The organism is Pseudarthrobacter sp. BIM B-2242, from assembly GCF_014764445.1.
GTDB lineage: Bacteria > Actinomycetota > Actinomycetes > Actinomycetales > Micrococcaceae > Arthrobacter > Arthrobacter luteus_A.
In genome coordinates, this window is the sequence record NZ_CP061721.1 from 2202703 (window position 1) to 2229371 (window position 26669).

A 26669-nucleotide genomic window follows, 5' to 3' on the forward strand; every position below is an offset into this window, starting at 1 on the left:
GGCCCTAGCGCCGGGTAATGGCGTCCACGACGGCGCTAAGCGCCGGGGCAACCTTGGTAGCGTCAGTACCGCCACCCTGGGCCACATCGTCCTTGCCGCCGCCGCCGCCGCCCAGGATTCCTGCCGCGAGCCGCACCAGGGCGCCTGCTTTCACGCCTGCTGCCCGGGCGGCCTCGTTGGTGGCCACCAGGATCATGGGACGGTCATTGCTGACACCGGCCACTGCCACGGTGGACGCTTCGGAACCGAGCCGGTTGCGCAGGTCAAGGGCAAGGTTGCGGACGTCGTCGGCACCGCCAATCTGGCCGGCGTCGTGCGCGATGACCTTAACCCCGGCGGCATCCCTGGCGGTGCCCACAAGGTTGGCTGCCGCAGCGGTGAGCTGTTCCTTGCGGAGACGGTCAAGTTCCTTCTCGGTGGCCTTGAGCTTGTTCAGCGTACTGGCGATCCGGTCGGCGAGCTGCCCGGACGGGACTTTGAGCATCTCGGTGAGCTCGGTCACCAGCGCGCGCTCGGCGGCCAGGTGGCGGAAGGCATCCATGCCCACGAAGGCTTCAACACGGCGGTTGCCTGAACCGACCGACTGTTCACCGAGCAGCGACAGGCTGCCGATCAGTGACGTGTTGGCAACATGCGTGCCACCACAGAGCTCACGGGACCACGCGCCGTCGATCTCCACAACACGTACTTCGCTGCCGTAGTTCTCGCCGAACAGCGCCATGGCGCCCAGGGCCTTGGCCTCGGCCAGGCCCATGACCTTGGTGTCCACCCGGAAATTGTTGCGGATGGCCAGGTTGGACACTTCCTCGATTTCCGAGCGGGTGGCGGTACTCAGGCCTTCGCCCCAGGCGAAGTCGAAGCGCAGGTACCCGGCCTTGTTGTAGGAACCGCGCTGGGTGGCCTGCGGGCCGAGGATCTGGTGGAGGGCTGCATGCACGATGTGCGTACCGGTGTGGGCCTGCTCTGCAGCGTGGCGGCGTTCACGATCGACGGCGGCGCGAACCAGGGCGTCCGAGGAGATCTCGCCTTCGCGGACAATCGCTTTGTGCACGCTCAGGCCCTTGACGGGGCGCTGGACGTCCAGGACTTCCACGACGAAGCCGTCTCCGGTGATGAGCCCGGTGTCAGCGGACTGGCCACCGGCTTCGGCATAGAAGGGGGTTTCGTTGAGGACGAGTTCGATTTCGTCTCCGGTAGCGGCGTGGGCAACACGCTGGCCGCCGCTGAGGAGTCCGCGGACGCGGGATTCGCCGTCGAGCTCTCCGTAGCCGGTGAAGACGGTCTCGCCCTCCCCCAGCATCTCCTGGTAAGCGCTGAGGTCGGCGTGGCCGCCCTTTTTGCCCTTGGCATCGGCCTGGGCGCGCTGGCGCTGTTCCAGCATGAGGGCGCGGAAACCGGCCTCGTCCACCTTGAGCCCGGCTTCCTCAGCCATCTCCAGGGTGAGGTCGATCGGGAAGCCATAGGTATCGTGCAGGGCGAACGCATCGGCGCCGGACAGCGGTGTGCCGGCGGCCTTGGACACCGTCACGGCATCCTCCAGGCGGGCCGTGCCCGAAGCAATGGTCCGCAGGAAGGCCCGCTCTTCGGCATAGGCAATCCGGCTGATGCGGTCGAAGTCCGTCTCCACGATCGGGTAGACGCCCTTCATCGCATCGCGCGAGGCGGGCAGAAGGTCCGGCAGGCAGGCCTTTTCGACGCCGAGCAGGCGCATCGAGCGGACTGCACGCCTGATGAGGCGGCGCAGGACGTAACCACGGCCTTCGTTGGATGGCGTCACGCCGTCGGCGATCAGCATCAGGGCGGAGCGGACATGGTCGCCCACTACACGCATGCGGACATCGTCCGTGTGGTGCGGATCGTCCGCCGTTTCGGCTGAGGTGTACTCCCGGCCGGACAGCTCGGCGGCCTTGTCGATCACAGGCCGGACCTGGTCGGTCTCGTACATGTTCTCGACGCCCTGCAGGATCATGGCAAGTCGTTCCATGCCCAGGCCGGTGTCGATGTTCTTCTTGGGCAGTTCACCCACGATGTCGAAGTCGTCCTTGGAGCGGACATTGTCGATCTGGTACTGCATAAAGACGAGGTTCCAGATTTCGACGTAACGGTTCTCGTCCGCGAGCGGGCCGCCTTCAGCACCGTAGGCGGGACCGCGGTCGTAGTAGATTTCCGAGCACGGGCCGGCGGGACCGGGCTGGCCGGTGTGCCAGTAGTTGTCAGCCTTGCCCATGCGCTGGATCCGCTCAGACGGGACGCCGGTGTTCTTCAGCCACAGGTCCCGGGCTTCGTCATCGTCCTGGTACACGGTGACCCACAGGAGTTCGGCCGGCAGGCCGTAGCCGCCGTCGTCCACGCTCTTGGTGAGCAGTTCCCAGGCGAACTTGATGGCGTCTTCCTTGAAGTAATCGCCGAAGGAGAAGTTGCCGCACATCTGGAAGAACGTGCCGTGGCGGGCAGTCTTGCCCACTTCCTCGATGTCACCGGTGCGGATGCACTTCTGGATGCTGGTGGCGCGCGAGTACGGGGCCTCTTCGCGGGCAGTCAGGTATGGAATGAACGGAACCATGCCGGCAACGGTGAACAGCAGGGAGGGGTCGCTGGAGACCAGCGAGGCGGAGGGAACCGCTGTGTGGCCTTTGCTGACAAAAAAGTCCACCCAGCGCTTTGTGATCTCCTGCGACTTCATGAGCTGTTTATTACCCTTCTTGGATCACGCGGACAGACGCGTGACGGTTTGATTCAGACGGCAGTACCGGCAACCGGAAACTGCTGGTTTAATTCTCGCGCGTTTTCCGGCCGCTTAGCGCCGGGCCACTTCCTGGGATTCAACACCAAGGGCGGTACGGAGGTCCGCTTCACGCTCGTGCATGCCGGACCGGACGGCGTCGGCAAAGTCGTAGAGGCCGTCGGCCAGGCGGCCCACAGCCCTGTTCAGGCCCTCGGGCCCCAGATTCGATTGGGCTTCGGTGACCTTTCGGAACGCGATGACTCCGATCGCGACGCCGATTCCCATCCAGACAAGTCGTTTCATGTTCTGTTCTTCCGTCGCTTAGCGGCTGCGGCGGCCGGCCGCGGGCTTCTTGCGGTTGGCAAGGGCTGTGCGCACGCCGTAGCTGAAGGCGGCCACCTTGATCAGCGGCGAGCCCACCGTCGCTGCAACGAGGGAGGACAGCGCGGAGAGGTTTGCTGACGCATCAGAAACGTTGGAGGCGATGCCGTCCACCTTCTTCAGCTGCTGGTTTGTGGTGGTGACTGTGGCGGTGACCTCGTCCATCAGGGGCGTGGCGCCGTCGCTGATGGACCGGATGGAGGTCCGGATCTCTTCCAGGACACTGCCCAGCTTCAGGATCGGTACGGCGAGCAGCAGCACCAGGAGTGCAAACACCCCGGCCGCGATCAGGCCGGCAATATCGCCACCAGACATAGACGTTCAACTCCTTGAAACTGACGTGGATTTCTTCGCACCGCGCACGCTGCCTTTTTGCGTTCCGCAGATGTCCCCCAAGTACCTTACATACAAAGAAGCCCGTGGCGCTTGCCACGGGCTTCTTTGTATACGCTGCTGGGATTTAGCGTGCGTAGAATTCGACGACGAGCTGCTCTTCGCAGGTTACGGGAACCTCGGAGCGCTTCGGGCGACGGACCAGGCGTGCCTGCAGGGCGTCAAGCTTGACGTCCAGGTAGGCCGGAACCTGGGGCAGGACGTCGCGGTGCGCGCCGGCTGCTGCAACCTGGAGCGGAACCATGGTTTCGCTGCGGCTGTGGACGTGGACCAGCTGGCCCTCGCCGACGCGGAAGGACGGGCGGTCAACGCGGATGCCGTCAACCAGGATGTGGCGGTGCACAACCAGCTGGCGGGCCTGGGCGATGGTGCGGGCGAAGCCGGCACGCAGCACGAGGGCGTCGAGACGCATTTCGAGCAGTTCGATCAGGTTTTCACCGGTCAGGCCCTTGGTGCGGCGTGCTTCTTCGAAGGCACGGGTCATCTGGGCTTCGCGGATGCCGTACTGGGCGCGCAGACGCTGCTTTTCGCGCAGGCGTACGGCGTAGTCGGAGTCCTGCTTCTTGCGGGCACGGCCATGCTCACCGGGGCCGTACGGGCGGCGCTCCATGTACTTGGCGGCCTTAGGGGTCAGAGCAATGCCGAGTGCACGCGAGAGGCGTGCTGTACGGCGAGCACGAGTGTTGTTAGCCACTTGTGTCCTTCCAATATCTGCGGTGTGTCAGTGTTACTGGCCTCCACGATGGAGAGCATCGGCCAACCGCTGCCTTTTGCTACTGGGCACAGTGCTACCCCGACATGAAGCAGTGAATACTGAAAAATGTGGGAGATTGCGTCCGTGCCTTGCCAGACAACGAACCATCTTAGCAGGATTTCCCCTGCAATCCCCCATTCGCCCCTGCCAGGTGCTGCCAGGCTCAGGTGCCGCGGATGATCTTCCGCAGCCGGTCCAGGCGGACTGCGATGTCCCGCTCCGCGCCGTTGGCGGTGGGCTCATAGTAATCACGGCCCACGAGGTCGTCCGGCGGGTACTGCTGGCTTGCCACTGAGTGCGGCGCATCGTGGGCGTACTTGTAGCCCTTGCCGTGGCCGAGCTGTTTCGAGCCCGGGTAATGCGCATCGCGCAGGTGCGCCGGAATTCCGTTGCCCAGGCCCGCGCGGACGTCCGCGATGGCCTTGTTTATCCCCATGTACGCAGCGTTCGATTTCGGTGCCGTGGCGAGATGCACCACGGCTTCGGCCAGGACGATCCGGCCTTCAGGCATGCCGATCAGCTGCACGGCGGTGGCCGCGGCCACGGCCGTCTGCAAGGCAGTGGGGTCGGCCATGCCCACGTCCTCTGCGGCGGAAATCACAATGCGCCGGGCAATAAAGCGGGGGTCCTCCCCCGCCTCAAGCATTCTGGCCAGGTAGTGCAGGGCGGCGTCCACGTCGGAGCCGCGGACTGATTTGATGAAGGCGCTTGCCACGTCGTAATGCTGGTCGCCGGCCCGGTCGTACCGCACGGCCGCCACATCCAGGGCGCGTTCGGTGTGCTTGAGCTCAACGGTGACCGGCGAGTCCGCGTCGGCGTCATCGGCGTCACCGAATGCGACTCCGGCGGCTGCCTCCAGGGCGGTCAGCGCCCGCCGGGCGTCGCCGCCGGACAGCCTGACGAGGTGGCCCAGCGCCTCCGGGCTGAGCTCCACCTTCCCGTTCAGGCCCCGCCCGTCCGCGACGGCGCGCTGCAAAAGCCCCTCGATGTCCGCGTCCGTCAGTGGTTTCAGCGTGAGCAGGAGCGACCTGGACAGCAGCGGCGAGACGACTGAGAAGGACGGGTTCTCCGTCGTTGCCGCCACGAGGACAACCCAGCGGTTTTCCACGCCGGGCAGGAGCGCATCCTGCTGTGCTTTGTTGAACCGGTGGATCTCATCCAGGAACAGCACGGTGGTGGTCTTGTAGAGGTCACGCGCCGTGAGGGCTTCGTCCATCACACGCCGGACATCCTTGACGCCGGCGGTGATCGCGGAGAGTTCCACGAATTTCCGGCCCTTGCCCTTGGCAATGACATGCGCCAGCGTGGTCTTTCCGGTTCCCGGGGGTCCCCAGAGGATCAGCGAGCTCGGTCCCGCCGGCCCTACGGCGTCGGTCCCGGCCGCAAGCTGACGAAGTGGCGAGCCCTGGCCGAGGAGGTGCTGCTGTCCCACAACGTCGTCAAGGGTGCGCGGCCGCATCCTGACGGCCAGGGGGCTCCGCTGCGCCGCGCTGCGGCTTGCCGCCGCGCGGTCGGCCGGCGACGGTTCGTCACTGCCGTCGTCGTCATTGCCGGGCACTTGGCCGAAGAGATCATCCACATAGATAGGCTACTCATAGTTCACCACTACGATTTCGCACCGCTCAAAGGACCGCCATGACCGCTCGCAGCACCGACAGTCCGCGCCGTGCGGGATCCGGTGGCGCGGGCTCCGGCCGCGCGGGGTCGGTCAGGACGGCTTTTGTGCCGGCCGCGCGCCTCGCCGGGTGGACCGGGCGCTTCAGCGCCGCGCACGGCGGCTTTCGGCTCAGCGATGACGACGACGGCGTGCGGCTTCTGGCGGCCGACGGCACCGTCGCGCTGCTCCAGGCACCGTGGCCGGCAGACGGGCGGCCGGGTCGCGGCGCCGATCCGCTGGAGCGCCTGGCGTCCGTGGCCGGCCAGCCCCGGACTGTGGGCCTGGTGCTGGTGCGGCGCGGCGGCTATGCAGCGGCCGTGGTGCAGGAAGGCGCCGTGCTGGCGTCAAAGACCGGGTCCGGCTATGTGCAGTCACGGTCCGCGGCCGGCGGCCAGTCCCAGCAGCGGTTCGCCCGCCGCCGGGCCAATCAGGCCGACGGGCTGGTGGAGAAGGTGGCAGTCCACGCGGCAGCAGTCTTTGGCGACCACGTCATCGAGTACCTGGCCCCCGGCGGTGACCGGACCCTGGCGGGTCTGGTCATGGACGAACCTGTCATGAGGCCCTGCGCCTCACTCTCCCGGCTGGCGTTCCTGGATGTGGCCGACCCCAACGGCTCAGTCCTGAAGAAGGCCGCATCGGATGTCTGCGCCGTGCGGATCCAGGTTACGGACCCGTGACTCCTACGTCAGGGTCCAGGAGCGCTTCGACAAGCCGTACCAGAAGCCGTCGATGGCAGTTTTAGCATTCAGGTCACCGGAGCCGTAGGCTGCGCCGAGCGCCACGTACAGCGGAGCCCAGTGCTCACTGCGCGGGTGCGCCTGACGGGCGGCCGGGGCTTTGTTCAGGAAGTCGAGGATTGCATCAACGTCGCCCCGCGCCATGGCTTCTTCAGCCCAGTGGTCAAACTCGCTGGAGGCCGCCGGCGGAGCACTGTCCGGGCCGCCGGCAGGGTTGAACCAGCGCAGGTTGTGCGTCGTGAACCCTGAACCGACAATCAGGGTGCCGCGCTCGCGCAGCGGTGCCAGCGTCATGCCGAGGTTGAACAGGCCCTGCGGATCCAGTGTGGGCATGGACATCTGGACGACCGGCACATCGGCGTCCGGGAACATCTCCTTGAGCGGCACGTAGGCGCCGTGGTCGAGCCCGCGGCTCTCATCGCGCTCGACGTGGTGGCCATGGACGGCAACAAGCCGCTCCACCTCCGCAGCGAGCTCCGGAGCCTGCGGCGCGTCGTATTGAACCTCGTAGTACTTCTGGGCGAAACCGCCAAAGTCATACACAAGGCCGGGATCCCGCTGCGTTGCACTCAGGGTTACCGGGGCATTCTCCCAGTGTGCCGAGACCATCAGGATGTCCTTGGGCTTCGTGAAGGTGCCGGACCAGTCGTGCAGCTGGCGGGTCCAGGTGGCGTCGTCGGCAAGCGGCGGCGCACCGTGGCTGAGGAAGAGAACCGGGGGCTGGCCAAGTGTCTGTGTCATGGATTCATACTAACCGGTTTTCATTGAAGCTTCAAGTATAAGAAGATCCCCTCATCCAATGCGGAGTCATTTGTCGCCGGATAGGCGGTGCTTAGGGGGCGGAAAGTGACCCCGGGTTGCATCCGACAGCGGGCGCCGGCCCGGTTTCAGCAGCCGGTCAGGTGCCGCTTCAGCCGGTCCTGGCGGTAGAGATAGCGCCCGGCTTCGCTGAATCCCGCGCCGGCATAGAGCTGCTGCGCTCCCTGGTTCGCGGCAGTGACCAGCAGCCAGTACCCGGCCAGCCGGCGTGCAGTGCCTTCGTTCAGGAGTGCCTGCATGATCTGACGGGCGTAGCCGCGGCGCCGGGCATCGGGGCGGGTGGCCATGCCATACAGCCCGCCCCAACGAGCTGCTTCGCCGCCAAGGACCTCTCCCCTGCCGCCGGGCCGGCCAGGCGGCAGGGCGAGCCGGCCGACGGCGGCGGCAACCCCGTCATCGGACCTCACCAGCGCGTATATCGAGGGGCAGCCCGTCAGAATCGTGCGCGCAGTGGCGAGCTCGGCGCCGCCACCGCGGCCGTCCACCTGCCACCACAGTTCCAGCCACTCGGGCGAGGGTTCTGCGGAGAGTTCGACGCCGGACACCGGCACCGCCGGTTGGGGCACGGCTGGTTGCGGCACGGCTGGTTGCGGCACGGCTGGTTGGGGCACGGCTGGTTGCGGCACGGCTGGTTGCGGCACGGCTGGTTGGGGCACGGCTGGTTGCGGCACGGCTGGTTGGGGCACGGCTGGTTGCGGCACGGCTGGTTGCGGCACGGCTGGTTGGGGCACGGCTGGTTGGGGCACGGCTGGTTGGGGCACGGCGCTGTCCGCGCTGGCGGGTGTTGTTCCCGCGTCCCGCCACATCACCAGGGTTTCGGATTGGCGGGTGAAGCCTTCCGCGTCCAGGAAAGCATGCAGCCCGGCGGAGCGGGGATCATCAAACAGCTGGAAGATCAGCGGCAGCCGGCGGTCGCGGTACCAAAGCCGGGCCGCCCGCAGTGCCGCATGGCGACCAGGGGAATCGCTGCCCGGCTCGCGCGGCCAGACCGAGTTGGCCCGCTGCGTCACTCCCGATGCCGCCCGCAACACCCAGCCGTTGGCTTCAGCACGGTCCGGAGCAGGCCAGGCAGCGTCCATCAGCGCTTCAAGGTCCCGCAGAGATGGCGCTGTCATGTGATCCTTCCGCGACGAAAAGCCCCCGGGTGTGAACTGGTCCAGTTCACACCCGGGGGCTTGGTCATTACCGTGCCTGAATTACTCGGCCTTTTTGGGCTCGTCCGGTTTCGTCTGTGGCTTGAAGTCCACGCCGGCTTCCTTGCGCTGCTGCGCCGTGATGGGCGCCGGAGCCTGGGTCAGCGGGTCATAGCCGTTGCCGGTCTTCGGGAACGCGATGACGTCGCGGATCGACTCGACGCCGGCCAGCAGTGCCACAACGCGGTCCCAGCCGAAAGCGATCCCACCGTGCGGAGGTGCGCCGAACTTGAAGCCTTCGAGCAGGAATCCGAACTTCGTCTGTGCGTCTGCCCGGTCCAGTCCCATAAGTTCGAACACGCGTTCCTGGACGTCGCGCTCGTGGATACGGATGGAGCCGCCGCCGATTTCGTTGCCGTTGCAGACAATGTCGTAAGCGTAGGACAGCGCCGATTCCGGGTCCTTGTCGAACGTGTCCATGAACTCCGGCTTGGGCGACGTGAAGGCATGGTGGACGGCAGTCCAGGAGCCGCCGCCAACGGCCACGTCGCCGGAGGCAACCGCAGCGGCAGCAGGCTCGAACATCGGCGCGTCGACCACCCAGCAGAAGGCCCAGGCCTCGGGGTCGATCAGGCCGGTGCGGTGGCCGATCTCCACGCGCGCGGCGCCGAGAAGGCCGCGGGCGGCAGATTTCTCGCCCGCGGCGAAGAAGATGCAGTCGCCCGGCTTGGCGCCCACGGCGTCGGCCAGGCCGGCACGCTCAGTGTCTGTCAGGTTCTTGGCTACCGGACCGGCCAGTTCGCCGTCCTCCTTGAAGAGGACATATGCCAGGCCCTTGTGGCCGCGCTGCTTGGCAAATTCCTGCCAGCCATCCAGGGTGCGGCGGGGCTGGGAAGCACCGCCGGGCATCACCACTGCACCGACATACGGGGCCTTGAAAACGCCGAAGTTGGTGTCCTTGAAGAAGTCCGTAAGCTCCGTCAGCTCCACGCCGAAGCGAAGGTCGGGCTTGTCCGAGCCGTACCGGGCCATCGCATCCGCGTAGGTGATGCGCTGGATAGGCGTGGGGATCTCGACGTCGATCAGCTTCCACAGTGCCTTGACGATGTTTTCGCCGAGGGCAATGATGTCGTCCTGGTCCACGAAGCTGGCTTCGATGTCCAGCTGGGTGAACTCCGGCTGGCGGTCGGCGCGGAAGTCCTCATCGCGGTAGCAGCGCGCGATCTGGTAGTACTTCTCGAAACCGCCCACCTGCAGCAGCTGCTTGAAAAGCTGCGGGGACTGCGGAAGTGCATACCAGGAACCCGGTGCCAGGCGTGCGGGGACCACGAAGTCGCGGGCGCCTTCCGGCGTCGAACGCGTCAGCGTGGGCGTCTCGATCTCGACGAAACCGTCCTGGTGCAGCAGTTCGCGGGCAACCCGGTTGGCTTCGGAGCGCAGCCGCAGGTTCCGGGCGGGGCCGGGGCGGCGAAGGTCCAGGTAGCGGTGCTTCAGGCGGGCTTCCTCGCCTACTTCGACGTGCTCGTCGATCTGGAACGGCAGCGGATCAGCGGTGTTCAGGATGACCACCTTATCCGCCATGACCTCGATGCTGCCGGTGGCCAGGGCGGGGTTCTCGTTGCCCTCGGGGCGCTGGGAAACGGTGCCCGTGACCTGCAGGACGTACTCGTTGCGCAGGCCGTGGAAGACCTCTTCTTCACGGACCACAACCTGGGCCACGCCGGACGCATCGCGGAGATCCACGAATGCAACACCACCGTGATCGCGGCGGCGGCCTACCCAGCCGGCCAGGGTTACGGTTTGTCCAATGTGCTCGGAGCGAAGGGATCCGAGGTCATGTGTGCGCAGCACAGCACGCCTTTCTGAAGAGACAGCAGGGAAAACTAAAGACTTAAAGATGCATAGGATCATTCCGGGAACAATCCCGTTCGAGTTTACCCGCTGGAAAGGCCCGCCTCCCCCATGAACCAGCACCGCCAGCTTCAACGGAGGCTCGGCGTGTTTGACGCCACCTCCATCGGACTCGGCTCCATGCTCGGCGCCGGAGTTTTTGTTGTCTTCGCTCCGGCGGCCGGCCTGGCCGGAAATTTCCTTGTGCTGGCCGTACTCCTCGCGGGAGCCGTTGCGTACTGCAACGCTGTGGCGTCGGCTGAATTGGCTGCCCGTTATCCGGCCAGCGGCGGGACCTACGTGTACGGCCGGGAGCGGCTCGGCGACTGGCCCGGATTCGTGGCTGGCTGGGGATTTGTCAGCGGAAAGACGGCTTCCTGCGCTGCCATGGCCCTCACCTTCGGCCACTACGTCGCCCCTGGCTACGCGGTTCCCGTTGCGGTGGCAGCAGTGGTTGTGCTGACGGCGGTCAATCTCTTCGGGATCACACGCACGGCATTGCTCACGCGGATCCTACTGTGCGTGGTGCTGGCAACCCTGGTGTTCGTGGCTGTCGCCGCCCTCGTGGGGCCGCATCCATCCGGGGCCCCCTCCGCCCCGGGCCGTTCCACGGGCGGGCTCGGCGGCGTTCTGCCGGCGGCCGGCCTGATGTTCTTCGCTTTTGCCGGCTACGCCCGCATCGCGACGCTGGGCGAGGAAGTCAAGGATCCGGCCAAGACCATTCCACGCGCCATCCTTGCCGCGTTGGGCGGGGCGTTCGTCATTTATCTGGGACTTGCCGTCGTGCTTCAAACCCACTTGCCGGACGGCCGGCTGGCGGCAACCGCGGTTCCGCTTCTGGAGGCCGTGGTCAATTCACGGTTCGCGGCCGGTGCCCCGCTGGTCCAGGCCGGCGCCGCAGCGGCGTGCCTCGGAGCACTGCTGGCGCTCATCACAGGGGTGGGCAGAACTGCATTGGCGATGGCACGGGAGCGGGACCTGCCTTCGCCGCTGGCGCGGGTGGGCGGCAGGCACACGGTGCCGTTCGTCGCGGAACTCGCGGTAGCCGCCGTCGTCATCCTGCTGCTCCTGACCACGGACGTGATGACCGTGGTGGGCTTCTCCAGTTTCGGTGTACTGATCTATTACGCTGTCACCAACGCTGCGGCCTACACGCTGGATGAACACCCCTACCATGCGCCCAGATGGCTGAACGTTGTTGGCTTTGCCAGCTGCCTGCTGCTGGCGTTCACACTGCCGCCCGCTTCGGTGCTGGGGATGGCGGCAGTCCTTGCCTTGGGGGTGGCCGTGAGGTTCCTCGTGCTCAGGCTGCGCCGCTAGCCAACCGTGCCCGCCGCGCCGCAGGTAGACGTCTGGTCAGGCGGGGAGGGCTGCTGCCGTTGTTACCTGAACGGTCAGATCTTCCGACGGCGGTGTCCATAGTGCGGGATCGGCAGGGGTCTGGTCTCCGGAGCGGATGTCCTTGACCTGGTGATTGCCGTCGTCGTCCGTGAACCAGACGAACGGGATGCCCCGGCGGTCCGCGAACTTGATTTGCTTGCCGAACTTCTCAGCCTTCGCCGCAACTTCCGTGGCGATGCCCCGGCTTCGGAGCTGAGCCGCGACATCCTGCGCGGCGCCCCAGCTATCGTCCGTGGTCAATGCCACCAGCACGGCGGTGGGAACGGACCGCGAGGCCTTGGCCAGGTCCTGGCTGAGGATGCGCGACACCAGCCGGGTGACGCCGATGGAGAGTCCGACGCCGGGGAACTTGCGGTTACCCTTGCTCGCCAAGGCGTCATAGCGGCCGCCGGAGCAAATCGATCCGAGCTGCTCGTGGCCCACCAGGACAGTCTCAACCACGGTGCCCGTGTAGTAGTCCAGCCCGCGGGCAATGCTGAGGTCGGCAATCACCTTGCCGGGCGCGCGCTGCACGGCGGCGTCGATGACCTGCTCCAGTTCGTTGAGGCCCTCTTCCAGCAGGTCATTGGTTACGCCGAGCGCGCGGACCTGGGCCACAAACGAAGCGTCTTCAGTGCGGATCCCGGCCAGCTTCAGGGCCAGCTCTGCCTGCCCGTCGGTGGCACCGAGCTCCGATTTGAGCAGTTCAGCGACCTTGGACGGACCGATTTTTTCGAGCTTGTCGATGCTGCGAAGCACGCCGGCGGTGTCGTCCAGGCCGATCCCGCGGTAGAAACCTTCGGCGAGTTTACGGTTGTTGATGCGCAGGCGGAAGTCCGGGATGGGGAGGGCACTGAGGGCCTCGGCAATCACCAGTGCAATCTCCACGTCATAGCGGAAGGGCAGCTCGCCGTCCCCTACGACGTCGATGTCAGCCTGCGTGAATTCGCGGGCGCGGCCTTCCTGCGGGCGTTCGCCGCGCCAGACTTTCTGGATCTGGTAACGCCTGAACGGGAACGCCAGGTAGCCGGCATTTTCGACGACGTAGCGGGCAAAGGGCACCGTCAGGTCGAAGTGCAGGGCCAGGGCGTGCGGATCGGACTTTCCCGCCTTGGTTCCTTCTGCCGAGTCAGCCTCGTCATCCTGGAGCCGGCTGAGGCCATAAACCTCTTTGTCGATCTCGCCCTTGCGGAGCAACTGGCTGACGGTTTCCACGGCGCGGGTCTCGATGGACGCGAACCCGTGCAGTTCAAAAACCTTGCGCAGGGTGTCCAGCACGTGCAGCTCCACCAGCCGCTCCTCGGGAAGCCACTCTGGGAATCCGGACAGGGAGGCGGTGCGTGCCATGGTGGAAGTTCTCCTCTTGATGAAGGGCGCCTGGGACTTTCCCGGCATTCCGCCCGAAACGGGCCAGGAACGGCGGCTGTCCAGCAACTCGTGCATAAACTATGTGCGGCAGTCAGTTTATGCGCCTTCCGCCTGCATCTCTAATACGCCGGCAGGGTGCTGCGATGACTGCCGGCAGACAACTGTGCCCGGACCTTGCCGGCCGGGCCGCAGACCGACATACAGGAGGACCCTTGGCGGCCAGTTCACGCAGTGCACGCGAGGCCAAACGGCGCATCCAGCAGATGGAGGCGAAGCGCGGGCTGCGGCGGGACCAGGAAGCACGGCGTAAACGCGACAATATTATCGCCGCCGGTGCCGGAACCGCCGCCGTGGTGCTCGCCGTCGTGCTTCAACTCACTGCCTTTGCAGGCAACCCCACGGAAGACGAATTCGCAGCTCTTGAGGCAGGGCTCACCACGCCCTCAGCTTCCCCTACTGCCTCGGCGCCGCCCACCAATGCTGCCAACATACCGGCACCTGAAACAGCCGCCGGGAAGGTGTTCACCGGGGAGCTGGCGTTGAACCGGGGTGCGGTGGGCGTCGAACTTGACGGCACTAAAGCGCCCCAGGCTGCCGCAGTCTTCAAGTCCCTCAGCGACGAAGGCTACTTCACCGGCAAAACGTGCCACCGGCTGACCACCAGTGAAAGCTTCGGCGTCCTGCAGTGCGGATCCGCCGATGGCCAAGGCAGCGGAAATCCCGACTACACCTGGGGTCCGCTGGAAAACGTCCCGGCCGACAACGTCTATCCCGCCGGCACCATCGCCGTTGCGAGGACCGGCAACAATGCCTACGGAAACGGGACGCAGTTCTTCATCGTCTATAAAGACACAACGATTCCCGCGGATGCTGCCGGCGGCTATAGCGTGGTGGGCAAGGTGACGTCGGGACTGGATGTGGTGTCCGGAATCGCTGCGGCAGGTATTACTCCGGGCAGCAGCGACACGGACGGCGCCCCCGTCGAACCAGTCACGATAGACTCGTTCTCTCTGAAGTAGGAAGCCCGGCCTCACGGCTGCGGTGCAGTATGTGAGTATTTTCCTCCAAGCGAAAGACTTTTAGCGGTGACAGACAGTCAGAAATCCGACGAAACAGCAGCAGACCTGACCGACGCAACGGCCCCCGAGGCCGAGCAGTCAGTAGCTGACCAGGCAGTGGCCGATAACGCAACGGCCGATGACGCCGCCGCGGAGGCACCCGTGGCCCATGAGGCGGTGACTGAGGAAGCACCAGTTGAGGCGCCCGTCGCTGACAAGCCTGCGGCTGACGAGACAGCGGCTGACGAAGCGGTGGTCGAAGAGGCCGCCACTGACGCGTCCGTGGGTGGAGAGCCTGCGGCCGAAGAGGCCGCAGCTGACGCGTCCGTCGCGGAAGAGCCCGCGGCTGCGCAGCCCGCTGCACCCGCCCCCGCTCCCCGTCCGGCTCCATCACCTGCCGCCTTCGCCGCCAGGCCCAAGCCGGCCGCTGCCGCACCGGCTGCGGCCGCTGCGCCCGTCGCGTCTGCGACCTCGCTGGCCGAAGCTGCACGCTGGGGCCGCGTCGAAGGCGACGGCCACGTGTTCCTGACGATCGACGGCGAAGAGCACCCGGTGGGCCAGTACCCCGGCGTAAGCAATGACGAGGCGCTGGGGTACTTCGCGCGGAAATATGACGACATCGTGGCGCAGGTCCTGCTCCTCGAGCAGCGTGTCAGTTCCAAGGCGCCCAGCACCGACATGCAAAAGACTGTCACCCACCTGCGTGAGCAGCTGGCAGAGCGGAACATGGTGGGGGATCTCCGCTCGGCGGAAGCCCGCCTGGATGCCGTTTCCGCCCAGATCACCGAGCTGGAGAAGACAGAGAAGGCGGAGCATGATGCCGTTCGCACAGCCGAGCTGGCAGCCCGCGAAGCAATCGTTGCCGAAGCCGAAAGCATCTCCGGCCAGGATCCGGCGCAGATCCAGTGGAAAACCTCCAGCGCGCGCATGAATGAACTCTTCGAAAGCTGGAAGACGGCCCAGAAGAGCGGCGTCCGGCTTGGCCGCAGCAACGAGGACGCACTGTGGAAGCGGTTCCGTGCTGCACGGACTGTTTTCGACCGCCACCGCCGCGCGTACTTCTCCCAGCTGGACAGCACCAACTCCGCGGCGAAGTCGGCCAAGGAAAAGCTCATCGCCGAGGCCGAGGCACTGTCCTCATCCACCGACTGGGGCTTCGCCGCCGGCGAGTACCGCAGGCTGATGGACGAGTGGAAGGCGTCGCCGCGCGCGAGCCGCAAGGACGATGACGCCCTGTGGGCACGGTTCCGGGCGGCCCAGGACGTGTTCTTCACGTCCCGGCAGGCGGCCAACGAGGAGATCGACCAGGAATACGCGGCCAACCTGACTGTGAAGGAAGCCCTCCTGGTGGAGGCCGGCGCCATCCTGCCGGTCAAGGACCTGAACGCCGCCAAGAAGGCGCTCCAGTCCATCCGTGACCGCTGGGAAGAGGCCGGGAAGGTTCCCCGCGCCGACATGGGACGGATCGAAGCCGGCCTGCGCAAGGTGGAGGACGCTGTCCGTCACGCTGAAGAGGAAAACTGGCAGCGCTCCAACCCCGAAACCAAAGCGCGCACCAACAGCGCACTCTCGCAGTTGGAAGCAGCAATCTCCGGCCTCCAGGACGATCTCGCCAAGGCAGAGAACGCCGGCGACCAGCGCAAGATCAAGGCAGCCCGCGAAGCCCTCGAGGCGAGGCAGGCCTGGCTTGACCAGATCCAGCGTTCCGCCAGCGAGCTCTCCTAACGCGCCAGGCAGTACCGCACAGGCCCCGTTCCGGTTATCCACATAACCGGAACGGGGCCTGTGTGTTTAAGGACCCGCGCGGCAGGATGGGTGAATGGCCACCACGTCACTGCCCCAGCACCCGGACATGTACTCGCCAGGGCAACCCTTTACGTGGACCGAACTGCAGACGCTGGCGACGGATGGTGTCCTGTCGAAGTTCCACCACCAGGGCTACACCCTGCCCGATGTCCAGGTCTCGGCCCAGCTCAGGGCCAGGGCCGCGGCCGCTGCGGTCCCGGCTGCTGTCCGGCAGCGGGTAGTGGCCGGCAGGATGACGGCGGCCTGGATCTACGGCTGCGCTGACGAACCGGACCGGCTGGCGCTGCTTGTGGATGCGAAACGGCGGATTTCGAGTCTCCGCAACACCCGGGGCTGCACACTCCATGAAGTCAGGCTCGGCCCTTTCGACGTCGTCAGCATGGGCGGGCTGATGGTCTCAAGCCCGCTGAGGACGGCCGTGGATATTGCGCTGCACGTTGACGCACACCGTGCCATACCGGCGCTGGCGGGACTGCTGGCGCGCCCGCAAAAGGACGTACGGCTCCGCCTGCTCGTTCTCGCCATCGAAGCCACGCCCCGGGTCCCGCACAAGCGCGCAGCCCTGGAGAAGCTCGCCCTGCTAGCTCCGGCGCTTGTTGCCGGTCGTCCGGTAGACGTCGAACACCCCGTCGATGCGCCGGACGGCGCTCAGGACGTGGCTGAGGTACTTGGGATCGCCCATCTCGAAAGCAAACCGTGAGATGGCCACCCGGTCGCTGGAGGTGTTCACGCTGGCGGCCAGGATGTTGACGTGGTTCTCCGACAGGACCCGCGTCACGTCCGAGAGAAGCGACTTCCGGTCCAGCGCCTCAACCTGGATCTCCACCAGGAAAACGCTCGACTGCGTGGGGGCCCAGTCAACATCCACGATCCGGTCCGGCTGGTCCTTGAGGTCCGAGATGTTGGTGCAGTCCGTACGGTGCACCGAAACACCGGAGCCGCGGGTGACGAATCCCAGGATCGGGTCCGGCGGAACGGGCGTGCAGCAGCGGGCGAGCTTTACCCAGACATCGCCGACGCCCCGCACCACCACGCCGGAGTCCGAGAACTTGGTCTTGGCCACCTGCGTCGGGATGCTGACTTCGGTGATGTCCTCGTCGGTGCTCTCGTTGCCGCCCAGGCTTTCGACAAGCTTCTCCATGACGGACTGGGCTGAGGTGTGTCCATCGCCGACACCGGCATAGAGGCCGGAGATGTCCACATACTTGAACTCGGCGGCCACCGCGGCGAGGGCCTCGTGTGTCATCAGGCGCTGCAGGGGGAGGTTCTGCTTCCGCATGGCCCGGGTGAGGAGCTCCTTCCCCCGGTCGATTGCCTCTTCGCGGCGTTCCTTGCTGAACCATTGACGGATTTTGTTCCGTGCGCGGGCACTCTTGACGAAATGCTGCCAGTCCTGGCTCGGGCCGGCGCCCTCGGCCTTGGACGTGAAGATCTCCACCCAGTCGCCGTGGTTGAGCTCGCTGTTCAACGGAACCAGTTTGCCGTTGACCCGTGCGCCGATGGTCCGGTGGCCCACTTCGGTATGGACGGCGTACGCGAAATCGACAGGGGTTGAGCCGGCAGGCAGGGCCATGACTTCACCCTTGGGAGTAAAGACAAACACTTCACGCGCGTTGATCTCGAACCGCAGGGAATCCAGGAACTCACCCGGATCCGACGTCTCCTGCTGCCAGTCAACCAGGGACCTCAGCCACCCCATGTCGCCGTCGCGGGGGCTTCCGGGGCCAACGGCCGTGCGGTTGGGCTGGTCCTTGTACTTCCAGTGTGCGGCCACACCATACTCTGCCCTGCGGTGCATCTCGTGCGTGCGGATCTGGATCTCAACAGGCTTGCCGCCCGGGCCGATCACCGTGGTGTGCAGGGACTGGTACATGTTGAACTTGGGCATGGCAATGTAATCCTTGAACCGCCCCGGCAGCGGGTTCCAACGAGAATGCATGGTGCCCAGCGCTGCATAGCAGTCCCGCACCGAATCGACCAGCACACGGACGCCCATGAGGTCGTTGATGTCGTCGAAGTCCTTGTCCCGGACCACCATCTTCTGGTAGATCGAGTAATAGTGCTTCGGCCGGCCGGTGATGGTGGCCTTGATCCGAGCTTCCCGGAGGTCCTCGGTAATCTGGTCACGGATGACGCCGAGGCTCTTCTCGCGCTCCGGCGTGCGGTCCCCCACCATCCGGACGATCTCTTCGTACACCTTCGGATACAGCGCAGCGAAGGACAGATCCTCCAACTCCCACTTGATGGTGTTCATGCCGAGGCGGTGGGCAAGGGGCGCGAAAATTTCCAGGGTTTCACGGGCTTTGCGGGCCGATGACTCTGCTGAGACAAAACGCCAGGTCCGGGCGTTGTGGAGCCTGTCCGCAAGCTTGATCATCAGGACCCGGATGTCCTTGGCCATCGCCACAACCATCTTGCGGACGGTCTCGGACTGGGCGGCCTCACCGAAGCTGACCTTGTCCAGTTTGGTGACGCCGTCCACCAGCATGGCGACTTCGGGCCCGAAGTCCCTTTTGAGGTCCGCCAGGGTGTACGGGGTATCCTCAACCGTGTCATGGAGCAGGGCAGCGGCCAGGGTGGTGCCGCTGAGGCCCAGTTCGGCAAGGATGGTGGCGACAGCGACGGGGTGGGTGATATACGGATCACCGCTCTTGCGCTTCTGCCCGCGGTGGCTGTTCTCAGCGACGTCAAAGGCGCGCTGGATCAGGTCGAAATCCTCTTTGGGGTTGTTCGCCCGGACGGTACGGAGCAGCGGCTCAAGGATGGGTGAATACGTGGGGGCTCCGCGGCCGGTCAGGCGGGCCAAGCGGGAGCGCGTGCGTTCCCGCCGGCCGGGGAACGTTGGCCGGGCACCCGAATTGTCCACCGGGACAACCGGAGCAGGGCGTGGGAAAGCCGTCAACCCGGCCTGTACTCCGCGGCCGGATGTCTCGTCCCCGCCTGCCATTGGCACCGATGCCGAACGTTCTTCCAATGAAGCACCCCTCACGACCTGTTTAACTACCCAGTCTATTCCTCCGCCCGTTCACTTCTGTAACCGGCGCTTAAATGCGTACGGGCCAGGCAGCGTGGTTTCCATCGCCGCCCGGCCCGTAGCGTTTTTTGTCGTCAGGCCCCTGCGGGTGCTGCCGGTTCTTCCGTCCGGACAGCGGTCCCGGCGCGGCGGTGTTCAACGCGTTTGGCCTGCTTCACCAGGTCGGGTTCGTTCTGGCGCAGCCACGCATACATGGGGGCTGCCACAAAGATCGTTGCAGCCGTACCGATGAAGATGCCAACGAACAGGGCAAGCGACAAGTCACGCAGCGTGCCCGCCCCGAGGAGGCCGGCTCCGATGAACAGGATGGCGCCGACCGGAAGGATGGCGACCATCATGGTGTTGATGGAACGGACCAGGGTCTGGTTCACCGCGAGGTTGACCTCCTCTGCGAAGGTCCGGCGCGTCGACGCATCCAGGTCGGCGGTGTTTTCCCGGATCTTGTCAAAGACCACCACCGTGTCATACAGCGAATAGCTAAGCACCGTCAGGAACCCGATGATGGCTGAGGGTGTCACCTCGAAGTCGCTCAGGGCGTACACGCCCGCGGTCACGAACATGGTGACGAGCATGGCCGTCAGAGCTGACACCGACATCTTCCAGGTCCGGAAGTAGAGGGCCATCAGCACGGCCGCGAGGGCCACAAAGACGAGCAGACCCATCAGCGCCTGCTTTGTCACATCCGCACCCCATGTGGGGCCGATGAAGGTCGAGGTCACTTCGTTGTCCGTGACGCCGTAGGCGGAAGCGAGGCCTTCCTTGATCCTGAGCGTCTCGTCATCAGTGAGCTTGTCGGTCTGGATCCGCATGGTGGTGCCTGCGACATTCGCAACCCGGGGCACGCTGCCGGCCACCACGTCTTCGACCACAGTTTCCCCAAGCGCGGAGTCGGTGTCCTTCACGTTGGACACAGTGAATTCCGAACCGCCCCGGAATTCGATGCCCAGGTTGAAGCCGCCTTTGACCAGGGGAATCAGAATGGACAGCGCAACCAGGACAGCCGCGATCAGGAACCAGATCTTCTTGGCCCCCACGAAGTTGTAGGAGCGCTTGCCCGTGTAGAGCTCGTTACCGAATGTGGAAAAGCTGGACATTACTTGTTCTCCTTGGCTGCGCTCTTGGAGGAGCCGGTGAGCTGCTCCTGCTTTTCCGCGAGGCGGCGTTCCGCGATGGTCATGCGCCGCTCAGCTTCCGCGGCCGCGCCGGTGTTCTTTGCCCGGACCACGGCAGGCTTTGCCTCCCGCGTACGGAGGCGGCCTGCGCCGCGGTACAGCGGGACGGCACCGAGGCGCTTGGGGTCAAGGCCGGAGAACGGGTGGCCTTCCCCAAAGAACTTGGTGCGGGCCAGGAGCTGCAGGGTCGGGTGGGTGAACATAAAGACCACGATGAGGTCGGCGATGGCTGTCAGGCCCAGCGTAAAGGCGAACCCGCGGACGTTCCCGACGGCCACGAAGTAGAGCACCAGGGCGGCGAGCAGGTTGACGGCTTTGGAGGCCAGCACGGTCCGCTTGGCTCGCTTCCACCCGTTCTCCACTGCGGAGACAAGGCCGCGGCCTTCGCGGAGCTCATCACGGATTCGTTCGAAGTACACAATGAACGAGTCAGCGGTCTGGCCGATGGCCACGATGATGCCGGCCACGCCGGCGAGGGACAGCCGGTAGTTCTCCGTCCAGCCCAGGATGGCGATGGCCAGGTAGGTCAGTGCCCCTGCCACCACGAGGGAGGCGATGGTGACAAAGCCCAGGGCGCGGTACTGGAAGAGGGAGTAGACCACAACCAGGAGCAAACCGATGACGCCGGCGAGGAGGCCCATTCGCAGCTGTTCGCCACCGAGTGTTGCGGAGATCTGCTGGTCGCTCTGGATTTCGAAGCTGATGGGCAGCGCCCCGAAGCGAAGCTGGTCCGAAAGGGCCTTGGCCGTCTGCTCGGTGAAGCCACCGGTGATCTGCGGACGACCGTCGGTGATGACTGCAAGGGACCGGGGCGCGGAAATGACCTGGTCATCGAGCACAATGGCGAACTGCGCCTTCGGATCGGTGCCGGTCTCGCCGCCGGCGGCCACGTAGAACTGGTTCAGCCGCTCGGTGACCTCTTTGAACTTGGCGGTGCCTTCGTCGTCGAACTGGATGTTGACGGCCCACTCGTTGGTGACGGCGCCCTGGGCACCCTGCTGCAGCTGGAAGGAGGACGTGACGATGTTGCCGCCCTTTACCTCCACAGGTCCAAGGATGTACTTGATGGCAGGCGTCGTGGCGGTAGCCGGTTCGCAGGTCACAAGGGGCTTGGCGGGATCGGAGGCCTCAGGGCTTTCCGGTCCGGGGTTGTTGCAGTCCAGGGTTTCAAACTGTCGGTACACCTCGGGGCTGATCCAGTTGACGTCGCTGCTGTTGGCGGGTTCCGCAGTGGGCTTGGGCAGCTGGTCCTCGGGCGTCAGGGCCTCAGTAGGGACGGCTGCGCCGTCACCGTTGAGCAGGACCGGGCGGAAGTTCATGTCCGCGGAAGCCTGGATGAGGTCGCGGGTTTCCTTGGTGGGTGTGCCGGGAAGGCTGACCACCACGTTGCGTCCGGACTGGGTGCTGATCTCTGCTTCGGCAACACCGGAGCCGTCAACGCGCTGACGGATGATGGCCACGGCCTGGTTGAGCTGCTCTTCGTTAATGTCCGAACCGCCCTCAACCTTGGGCGCCAGGATCATCTGGGTGCCGCCTTCGAGGTCCAGGGCGAGCTTTGGTGCCCAGCTGGCCTGACCGGCGAGGTTGCCACCTGCCAGGACAGCGGTCAGCACGGCGAGGATTACGCCGAGCCACACCAGTACCCGCAGGCCTGGGATTTTGGGGCCAGTTCGTGCCATTGTCGATCTTTCTCTTATTACGGAGGAACCGCCGATGCGAGCCTGTTGCTCCCACCGGCGGCGGTCCGCGGCCGTAGAGGTGTTGTGAAGCCTGGTGCCGGGAGGCAGCGGGGCTAGTTGTCCTTTTTGCCCTCGTCATTGAGGCGCTTCAGGGTCTCGTCCGGGGTTTCGGCGGTCGGGGCCGGCGTGCCCAGGTCCTGGGAAGTCAGTGACGAAGCGTCATCGGGAACAACAGCGGGCTCGTCCTCGGCGACGACGGCAGGTTCCACGATCTTGGTTACTGCCTGGCGGTGAACTGTGGCGAGGTTTCCGGGAGAAAGCTCCAGGACCACCTTGTTTTCGGCGTCGTCCATGGAGACGATCCGGCCGAAGAGGCCAAAGCTGGTCATGACCTCGACACCGGGAGCGAACTGGGACTGCAGCGTGGCCTGCTGCTCCTTGGTCTTCTTGTTGCGGCGGAACATCATAAAGATAAAGATGCCGAGCATTGCGAACAAGACGATGTTCATGGGATCCACAGGGAAGTTTCCGATCTGTACTGGCGTATCTGGTGTGTGGCAGCGTCCGCTTCGTTCCGCCATGCAGATGTTCGTGCTGGCCGGCTACGGCCCCTCGGAGCCGCCGGCGGGAACAAAGACCCGAACGTGCCGGGTGTCATACCCAGTCTAAAGGGAAAAGCTGAAAGGACGGGCTTATTGGCTGTTCGGCGCCCAGCCGGCCTCGACGTCACTGCTGTCCGGGTCCGTTTCGAAGAGGTCCAGGGGTTCCTGTCCGAACACACCGGCCGGTACGGCGTAACCCAGATGGGTCCAGGCCGGGGCCATGGCGATGCGGCCCCGGGGTGTCCGGCCCAGGAGTCCTTCACGGACCAGAAACGGCTCGGCCACGGTTTCGACGGTCTCGGTTTCCTCCCCCACGGCGATGGCCAGGGTGGACAGTCCGACGGGACCGCCGCCGAACTTGGTGATCAGGGCTTCGAGGACGGCACGGTCCAGCCGGTCCAGGCCCCGTTTGTCCACTTCGTACATATCCAGGGCTGCTGATGCTGCACGTGAATCGATCTGCTCTATCCCGTGCACCAGGGCCCAGTCCCGGACCCGGCGCAGCAGGCGGTTGGCGATTCGGGGCGTGCCGCGGGAACGGCCGGCTATTTCACTGAACCCCGCGGAGTTGACCTTGAGATCCAGCAGGCCGGCGGAACGGCGAAGCACCAGCTCGAGTTCAGCCACGCTGTAAAACTCCAGGTGCCCGGTAAAGCCGAACCTGTCCCGCAGCGGCCCCGGCAGCAGCCCGGCGCGGGTGGTTGCTCCCACCAGGGTGAAGGGCGGGAGTTCCAGCGGGATGGCGGTGGCCCCGGCCCCTTTACCCACCACGATGTCCACCCGGAAATCTTCCATGGCCATGTAGAGCATTTCCTCAGCAGGCCGGGACATCCGGTGGATTTCGTCCAGGAAGAGGACCTCCCCTTCCGACAGGGAGGAGAGGATGGCTGCGAGGTCGCCGGCATGCTGGATGGCCGGGCCGCTGCTGATCCGCAGGGGCGCGTTCATCTCGGCCGCCACGATCATGGCCAGGGTGGTTTTACCCAGCCCGGGCGGGCCGGAAAACAGCACGTGGTCCGCGCTGCGGTTCCGCATCCGGGAGGCTTGGAGCACCAGGGAGAGTTGCTTGCGGACCCGGTGCTGGCCCACAAAATCGTCAAGGTTCTTTGGCCTGAGGGCAGCTTCGATGACCCGTTCCTCGGGCTCCTCCCCCGCCGCAACAACGGACGGCTCAGCCACGGCTGCCTACGCGGTTGCCGGCCCGCGCGCCATCCTGGCCGAGCCAGCGGAGTGTGGTCCGCAGGATTTCAGCGACATTTCCGCGGAACGACACCTCGGGATCGTCGGCCAGGGCCTTGTCGATACTGGCCGTGGCATCTTTTTCGGACCAGCCGAGGCTGGTCATGGCGGCCACCACCTGGGGCTTCCAGGCGGCTTCGGCAGCGGTGGCCGGCGCGGCCGTACCGGCAGTGCCGTGCGGCACCAGCTTGCCGGCGAGTTCCAGCACAATCCGGCCAGCCACTTTCGGACCGATGCCGGGCACCTTGGTGAACGTTTTGCTGTCGCCGGTGTGGGCCGCAACCCGGATGGCTTCGGGCTCGTGGACCGCAAGGACGGCAAGCGCAAGACGCGGACCCACGCCGCTGACGCTGAGCAGGACATCGAAGACTTCGCGTTCGTCGTCGGAGGCAAAACCGAACAGGGTCAGCGAATCCTCGCGCACGATCAGCGACGTGAAGAGCTTGCCCTCTTCGCCGGTGCGGAGGCCGCTCAGCGTCTGGGGCGTTGCGTTGACACTCATTCCGGCGCCGTTGAGGTCAATCACTGCTGTGGAAAGGCCAACGTGCGCCACGGTCCCGCGAAGGAAACTGATCAAAACCCTGGCTCCTGGTGTACTGCCGGGTCCCGAGGGGCGCAACCGGCTATCCGAACATATCTACGAATACCCTAGCAAGCACCGCGGACATTCAGCGTGCGCGGCGCGCCTTCGCCTCGGCATCGGCCCATGCGCGCTGCGCTGGTGTCAGGGACATGCTGCCCGGGCCGGTTGTCGCTATGGCGGCCCCGCTGCCGGCCCGCCAGGCGTGGGTGATGGCCAGCGCCAGTGCATCCGCGGCATCGGCCGGGCGGGGCGGCGCATCCAGCCGGAGAATCTTGGTGACGAGCTTGGTCACCGCGTCCTTATTGGACGTGCCGCTGCCGGTGACGGCCGCTTTAACTTCCGACGGCGTGTGGAGCGCCACCGGGATCCCGCGGCGGGCCGCCGCGGCAATCACCACGCCGGACGCCTGCGCCACGCCCATCACGGTACTGACATTCAGCTGTGAGAAGACGCGTTCGACGGCGAGGACCTGGGGTTCGTAGCGGTCCAGCCAGTCGTCGATGGCGAGGGCAATGACAAGAAGCCGCTGGTCCAGGGTTTCCTCCGGGGAGGTTCCCACCACGCCGACGGCCACCATCGTGGCCCGCCTGTTCCGCTCGACGTCCACCACACCGATGCCGCAGCGGGTCAGGCCCGGGTCAACGCCGAGTACGCGCAGCGTCACGCTCCCCCAACCGCCCTAGGCTGCAAGGCGGTGGTTCACTCAGATTCCAGGGCGGCCTGGACTTCGTCGCTGAGGTCGGCGTTGCTATAGACGTTCTGGACGTCGTCGAGCTCTTCGAGTGCGTCAACCAGCTTCATGAACTTCTTGGCGGCCTCAAGATCAAGCGGCACTTCCATGGACGGGACAAATTCCGCCTCGTCGGTGTCGTACTCGATGCCGGCTTCCTTCAGTGCGTCACGGACGGCCTGGAGGTCCTTCGGGTCCGAGTGGATGTCGAATGTGTCGCCGTTGTCCTTAACTTCCTCGGCGCCAGCGTCCAGGACTGCCATCAGGACGTCGTCCTCGGTGAGGTCCTTCTTCGGCAAGGACACCACGCCCTTGCGGCTGAAGAGGTAGCTGACCGAGCCGGGATCGGCGATGGTGCCGCCGTTGCGGGAAATGGCCAGGCGGACCTCGGAGGCGGCACGGTTCTTGTTGTCCGTCAGGCACTCGATGAGCAGGGCTGAACCCTGCGGGCCACGGCATTCGTACATGATCTCGGTGTAGTCAACCACTTCACCGGTCAGGCCGGCGCCGCGCTTGATGGCGCGGTCAATGTTGTCCGCCGGAACCGAGGTCTTCTTGGCCTTGGTCACGGCCAGTTCCAGGCCGGGGTTTCCCTGGAGGTCGGGGCCGCCCATCCTGGCCGCAACTTCGATGTTCTTGATCAGCTTGGCGAACGATTTGGCGCGGCGGCTATCGAGGATGGCCTTCTTATGCTTTGTTGTTGCCCATTTGGAGTGGCCTGACATGCTTTACGCGTCTCCTCTGATCATCCGGATAAAAAGTTCGTGTACGCGTTTCTCCCCAGTCACTTCCGGGTGGAAGGAGGTGGCCAGCAGGTGGCCGGAACGCACTGCAACAATTCTAGCTGTCCCGGGCAGGGCCGCGGCGTGGGACGCGTGTTCAGGATCCGCCGGCTCCACCTGGGCTAGAACCTCCACACCCGCCCCGACGCGCTCCACCCACGGGCCTCGGATGAACACCGCGTGAACCGGAGCCACCCCGGATTCCGTGGCACTGAAGTCCAGGCCCTTGAAGTCCAGATCGGTTTCGAATGATTCGCGCTGCCGGCCGAACGCGTTACGCCGCACGGTAATGTCGAGGCCGCCGAAGGTCTGCTGCGGGTTGCCGGCAAGGTCCGTGGCCGGATCCGCGATGTCGTTGGCCAGGAGGATCATGCCGGCGCAGGAACCGTACACCGGCAGTCCGCCATGGATGCGGTCCTTCAGGGGTTCGGCCAGTTCAAAGGCGCGCGCCAGCTTGTCGATGGCAGTGGATTCGCCGCCCGGAATGATGAGCCCGTCCAGGCCGTCCAGTTCCTTGGGCCTGCGGATCCCGACGCCGGCAGCGCCGGACGCTTCGACGGCACGAAGGTGTTCGCGGAAGTCACCCTGGAGCGCCAGGACACCGATCCGAAGGCCTGCGCCCAGGCGTGCGGAAGCGGCCGAAAGGGGGTTTGTCATCCATTCAGCATAATGTGCCATCGGCCCGGAACCGTGCGGGCCGCCCTCCCCGCGCAGGGTTCTATGCCGTTGCTGGGATATATTACAGAG

General features: G+C 65.5%; 23 protein-coding genes and 1 pseudogene. 6 read left to right on the top strand and 18 right to left on the bottom strand.

The genetic code is table 11. From position 1 onward, the window contains the following. Window positions 1–4: 4 nt before the first annotated feature. The 5 genes from alaS to IDT60_RS10070 all read right to left on the bottom strand — a co-directional run bounded on the left by alaS (window position 5) and on the right by IDT60_RS10070 (window position 5832). Window positions 5–2683, bottom strand: a complete 2679-nt coding sequence (gene alaS / locus IDT60_RS10050) for an alanine--tRNA ligase (protein ID WP_191078989.1) — start codon at window positions 2681–2683, stop codon at window positions 5–7. Between the two features lie 114 nt (window positions 2684–2797). Beyond that, entirely contained in the window at window positions 2798–3028 is a 231-nt protein-coding gene (locus IDT60_RS10055) for a DUF6167 family protein (RefSeq protein ID WP_223883678.1), read from the bottom strand. An 18-nt stretch (window positions 3029–3046) separates the two neighbouring features. Next, the gene (locus IDT60_RS10060) at window positions 3047–3421 is read right to left on the bottom strand and encodes a DUF948 domain-containing protein (RefSeq protein ID WP_164199570.1); all 375 of its coding nucleotides are present in this window, start codon (window positions 3419–3421) and stop codon (window positions 3047–3049) included. A gap of 145 nt (window positions 3422–3566) precedes the next feature. Continuing rightward, window positions 3567–4193, bottom strand: coding sequence for a 30S ribosomal protein S4 (gene rpsD / locus IDT60_RS10065; RefSeq protein ID WP_111905420.1), 627 nt, complete (start codon window positions 4191–4193; stop codon window positions 3567–3569). A gap of 223 nt (window positions 4194–4416) precedes the next feature. Beyond that, window positions 4417–5832 carry a replication-associated recombination protein A gene (locus IDT60_RS10070; RefSeq protein ID WP_164199568.1) on the bottom strand — a complete coding sequence of 472 codons (1416 nt, stop codon included), beginning with the start codon at window positions 5830–5832 and terminating at the stop codon, window positions 4417–4419. 56 nt (window positions 5833–5888) lie between these two features. Here IDT60_RS10070 and IDT60_RS10075 point away from each other — a divergent pair, with 56 nt between their 5' ends. Further along, window positions 5889–6587, top strand: coding sequence for an acVLRF1 family peptidyl-tRNA hydrolase (locus IDT60_RS10075; RefSeq protein WP_191078990.1), 699 nt, complete (start codon window positions 5889–5891; stop codon window positions 6585–6587). 3 nt (window positions 6588–6590) lie between these two features. Here the strand turns inward: IDT60_RS10075 and IDT60_RS10080 are convergent, their stop codons facing one another. After that, a complete protein-coding gene (locus IDT60_RS10080; RefSeq protein ID WP_191078991.1) occupies window positions 6591–7388 on the bottom strand; it encodes a dioxygenase in 798 nt (265 codons plus the stop codon). A 146-nt stretch (window positions 7389–7534) separates the two neighbouring features. Then, window positions 7535–8002: pseudogene (locus IDT60_RS23535) on the bottom strand (GNAT family N-acetyltransferase); the annotation flags it as partial. A 77-nt stretch (window positions 8003–8079) separates the two neighbouring features. Here IDT60_RS23535 and IDT60_RS23540 point away from each other — a divergent pair. Then, window positions 8080–8298 (top strand): pentapeptide repeat-containing protein, encoded by a 219-nt coding sequence (locus IDT60_RS23540; protein ID WP_370590745.1) that lies wholly within the window; start codon window positions 8080–8082, stop codon window positions 8296–8298. Window positions 8299–8662: 364 nt separating this feature from the next. On the opposite strand, the gene aspS is transcribed toward IDT60_RS23540, so the two are convergent. Next, complete coding sequence (gene aspS / locus IDT60_RS10090; RefSeq protein ID WP_164199560.1) at window positions 8663–10450, bottom strand: aspartate--tRNA ligase; 1788 nt, start codon at window positions 10448–10450, stop codon at window positions 8663–8665. A gap of 111 nt (window positions 10451–10561) precedes the next feature. Here aspS and IDT60_RS10095 point away from each other — a divergent pair, with 111 nt between their 5' ends. Continuing rightward, on the top strand, window positions 10562–11809 hold the full coding sequence (locus tag IDT60_RS10095; RefSeq protein ID WP_191078992.1) for an APC family permease: 1248 nt from the start codon (window positions 10562–10564) through the stop codon (window positions 11807–11809). 36 nt (window positions 11810–11845) lie between these two features. Here the strand turns inward: IDT60_RS10095 and hisS are convergent, their stop codons facing one another. Then, the gene (gene hisS, locus IDT60_RS10100) at window positions 11846–13216 is read right to left on the bottom strand and encodes a histidine--tRNA ligase (protein ID WP_191078993.1); all 1371 of its coding nucleotides are present in this window, start codon (window positions 13214–13216) and stop codon (window positions 11846–11848) included. A 233-nt stretch (window positions 13217–13449) separates the two neighbouring features. On the opposite strand from hisS, the gene IDT60_RS10105 reads away from it, so the two are divergent. The 3 genes from IDT60_RS10105 to IDT60_RS10115 all read left to right on the top strand — a co-directional run bounded on the left by IDT60_RS10105 (window position 13450) and on the right by IDT60_RS10115 (window position 16801). Next, the gene (locus tag IDT60_RS10105; protein WP_191078994.1) at window positions 13450–14256 is read left to right on the top strand and encodes a peptidylprolyl isomerase; all 807 of its coding nucleotides are present in this window, start codon (window positions 13450–13452) and stop codon (window positions 14254–14256) included. Window positions 14257–14322: 66 nt separating this feature from the next. Continuing rightward, window positions 14323–16020 (top strand): DUF349 domain-containing protein, encoded by a 1698-nt coding sequence (locus IDT60_RS10110; RefSeq protein ID WP_191078995.1) that lies wholly within the window; start codon window positions 14323–14325, stop codon window positions 16018–16020. A 94-nt stretch (window positions 16021–16114) separates the two neighbouring features. Further along, window positions 16115–16801 (top strand): type IV toxin-antitoxin system AbiEi family antitoxin, encoded by a 687-nt coding sequence (locus tag IDT60_RS10115; protein WP_191078996.1) that lies wholly within the window; start codon window positions 16115–16117, stop codon window positions 16799–16801. Here the strand turns inward: IDT60_RS10115 and IDT60_RS10120 are convergent. The 9 genes from IDT60_RS10120 to pdxT form a co-directional block, all read right to left on the bottom strand. Continuing rightward, on the bottom strand, window positions 16682–19075 hold the full coding sequence (locus IDT60_RS10120) for a bifunctional (p)ppGpp synthetase/guanosine-3',5'-bis(diphosphate) 3'-pyrophosphohydrolase (protein ID WP_191078997.1): 2394 nt from the start codon (window positions 19073–19075) through the stop codon (window positions 16682–16684). The genes IDT60_RS10115 and IDT60_RS10120 overlap by 120 nt on opposite strands. A 134-nt stretch (window positions 19076–19209) precedes the next feature. Continuing rightward, window positions 19210–20229 carry a protein translocase subunit SecF gene (gene secF, locus IDT60_RS10125; protein ID WP_164199549.1) on the bottom strand — a complete coding sequence of 340 codons (1020 nt, stop codon included), beginning with the start codon at window positions 20227–20229 and terminating at the stop codon, window positions 19210–19212. Continuing rightward, window positions 20229–21986 carry a protein translocase subunit SecD gene (gene secD / locus IDT60_RS10130; protein WP_191078998.1) on the bottom strand — a complete coding sequence of 586 codons (1758 nt, stop codon included), beginning with the start codon at window positions 21984–21986 and terminating at the stop codon, window positions 20229–20231. Before secD ends, secF begins: the two co-directional genes overlap by 1 nt. A gap of 113 nt (window positions 21987–22099) precedes the next feature. After that, window positions 22100–22495 carry a preprotein translocase subunit YajC gene (gene yajC, locus IDT60_RS10135; RefSeq protein ID WP_191078999.1) on the bottom strand — a complete coding sequence of 132 codons (396 nt, stop codon included), beginning with the start codon at window positions 22493–22495 and terminating at the stop codon, window positions 22100–22102. Between the two features lie 183 nt (window positions 22496–22678). Further along, window positions 22679–23767 (bottom strand): Holliday junction branch migration DNA helicase RuvB, encoded by a 1089-nt coding sequence (ruvB, locus tag IDT60_RS10140; RefSeq protein ID WP_164199543.1) that lies wholly within the window; start codon window positions 23765–23767, stop codon window positions 22679–22681. Continuing rightward, window positions 23760–24404 carry a Holliday junction branch migration protein RuvA gene (gene ruvA, locus IDT60_RS10145; RefSeq protein ID WP_164199541.1) on the bottom strand — a complete coding sequence of 215 codons (645 nt, stop codon included), beginning with the start codon at window positions 24402–24404 and terminating at the stop codon, window positions 23760–23762. Before ruvA ends, ruvB begins: the two co-directional genes overlap by 8 nt. 91 nt (window positions 24405–24495) lie before the next feature. Continuing rightward, a complete protein-coding gene (gene ruvC / locus IDT60_RS10150) occupies window positions 24496–25074 on the bottom strand; it encodes a crossover junction endodeoxyribonuclease RuvC (RefSeq protein ID WP_191079000.1) in 579 nt (192 codons plus the stop codon). A gap of 35 nt (window positions 25075–25109) precedes the next feature. Next, entirely contained in the window at window positions 25110–25865 is a 756-nt protein-coding gene (locus IDT60_RS10155) for a YebC/PmpR family DNA-binding transcriptional regulator (RefSeq protein WP_191079001.1), read from the bottom strand. Window positions 25866–25868: 3 nt separating this feature from the next. Then, complete coding sequence (gene pdxT, locus IDT60_RS10160; protein WP_191079002.1) at window positions 25869–26579, bottom strand: pyridoxal 5'-phosphate synthase glutaminase subunit PdxT; 711 nt, start codon at window positions 26577–26579, stop codon at window positions 25869–25871. Window positions 26580–26669 lie beyond the last annotated feature (90 nt).

Coding starts and splice junctions, on each gene's coding strand:
- hisS (WP_191078993.1), bottom strand. CDS start 13,216: ATGGCACGCACCGCCTCCCTGTCCGGATTCCCAGAGTGGCTTCCCGAG.
- IDT60_RS10075 (WP_191078990.1), top strand. CDS start 5,889: ATGACCGCTCGCAGCACCGACAGTCCGCGCCGTGCGGGATCCGGTGGC.
- IDT60_RS10095 (WP_191078992.1), top strand. CDS start 10,562: ATGAACCAGCACCGCCAGCTTCAACGGAGGCTCGGCGTGTTTGACGCC.
- alaS (WP_191078989.1), bottom strand. CDS start 2,683: ATGAAGTCGCAGGAGATCACAAAGCGCTGGGTGGACTTTTTTGTCAGC.
- IDT60_RS10060 (WP_164199570.1), bottom strand. CDS start 3,421: ATGTCTGGTGGCGATATTGCCGGCCTGATCGCGGCCGGGGTGTTTGCA.
- IDT60_RS10080 (WP_191078991.1), bottom strand. CDS start 7,388: ATGACACAGACACTTGGCCAGCCCCCGGTTCTCTTCCTCAGCCACGGT.
- secF (WP_164199549.1), bottom strand. CDS start 20,229: ATGTCCAGCTTTTCCACATTCGGTAACGAGCTCTACACGGGCAAGCGC.
- IDT60_RS10055 (WP_223883678.1), bottom strand. CDS start 3,028: ATGAAACGACTTGTCTGGATGGGAATCGGCGTCGCGATCGGAGTCATC.
- secD (WP_191078998.1), bottom strand. CDS start 21,986: ATGGCACGAACTGGCCCCAAAATCCCAGGCCTGCGGGTACTGGTGTGG.
- pdxT (WP_191079002.1), bottom strand. CDS start 26,579: ATGACAAACCCCCTTTCGGCCGCTTCCGCACGCCTGGGCGCAGGCCTT.
- IDT60_RS10155 (WP_191079001.1), bottom strand. CDS start 25,865: ATGTCAGGCCACTCCAAATGGGCAACAACAAAGCATAAGAAGGCCATC.
- yajC (WP_191078999.1), bottom strand. CDS start 22,495: ATGAACATCGTCTTGTTCGCAATGCTCGGCATCTTTATCTTTATGATG.
- IDT60_RS10115 (WP_191078996.1), top strand. CDS start 16,115: ATGGCCACCACGTCACTGCCCCAGCACCCGGACATGTACTCGCCAGGG.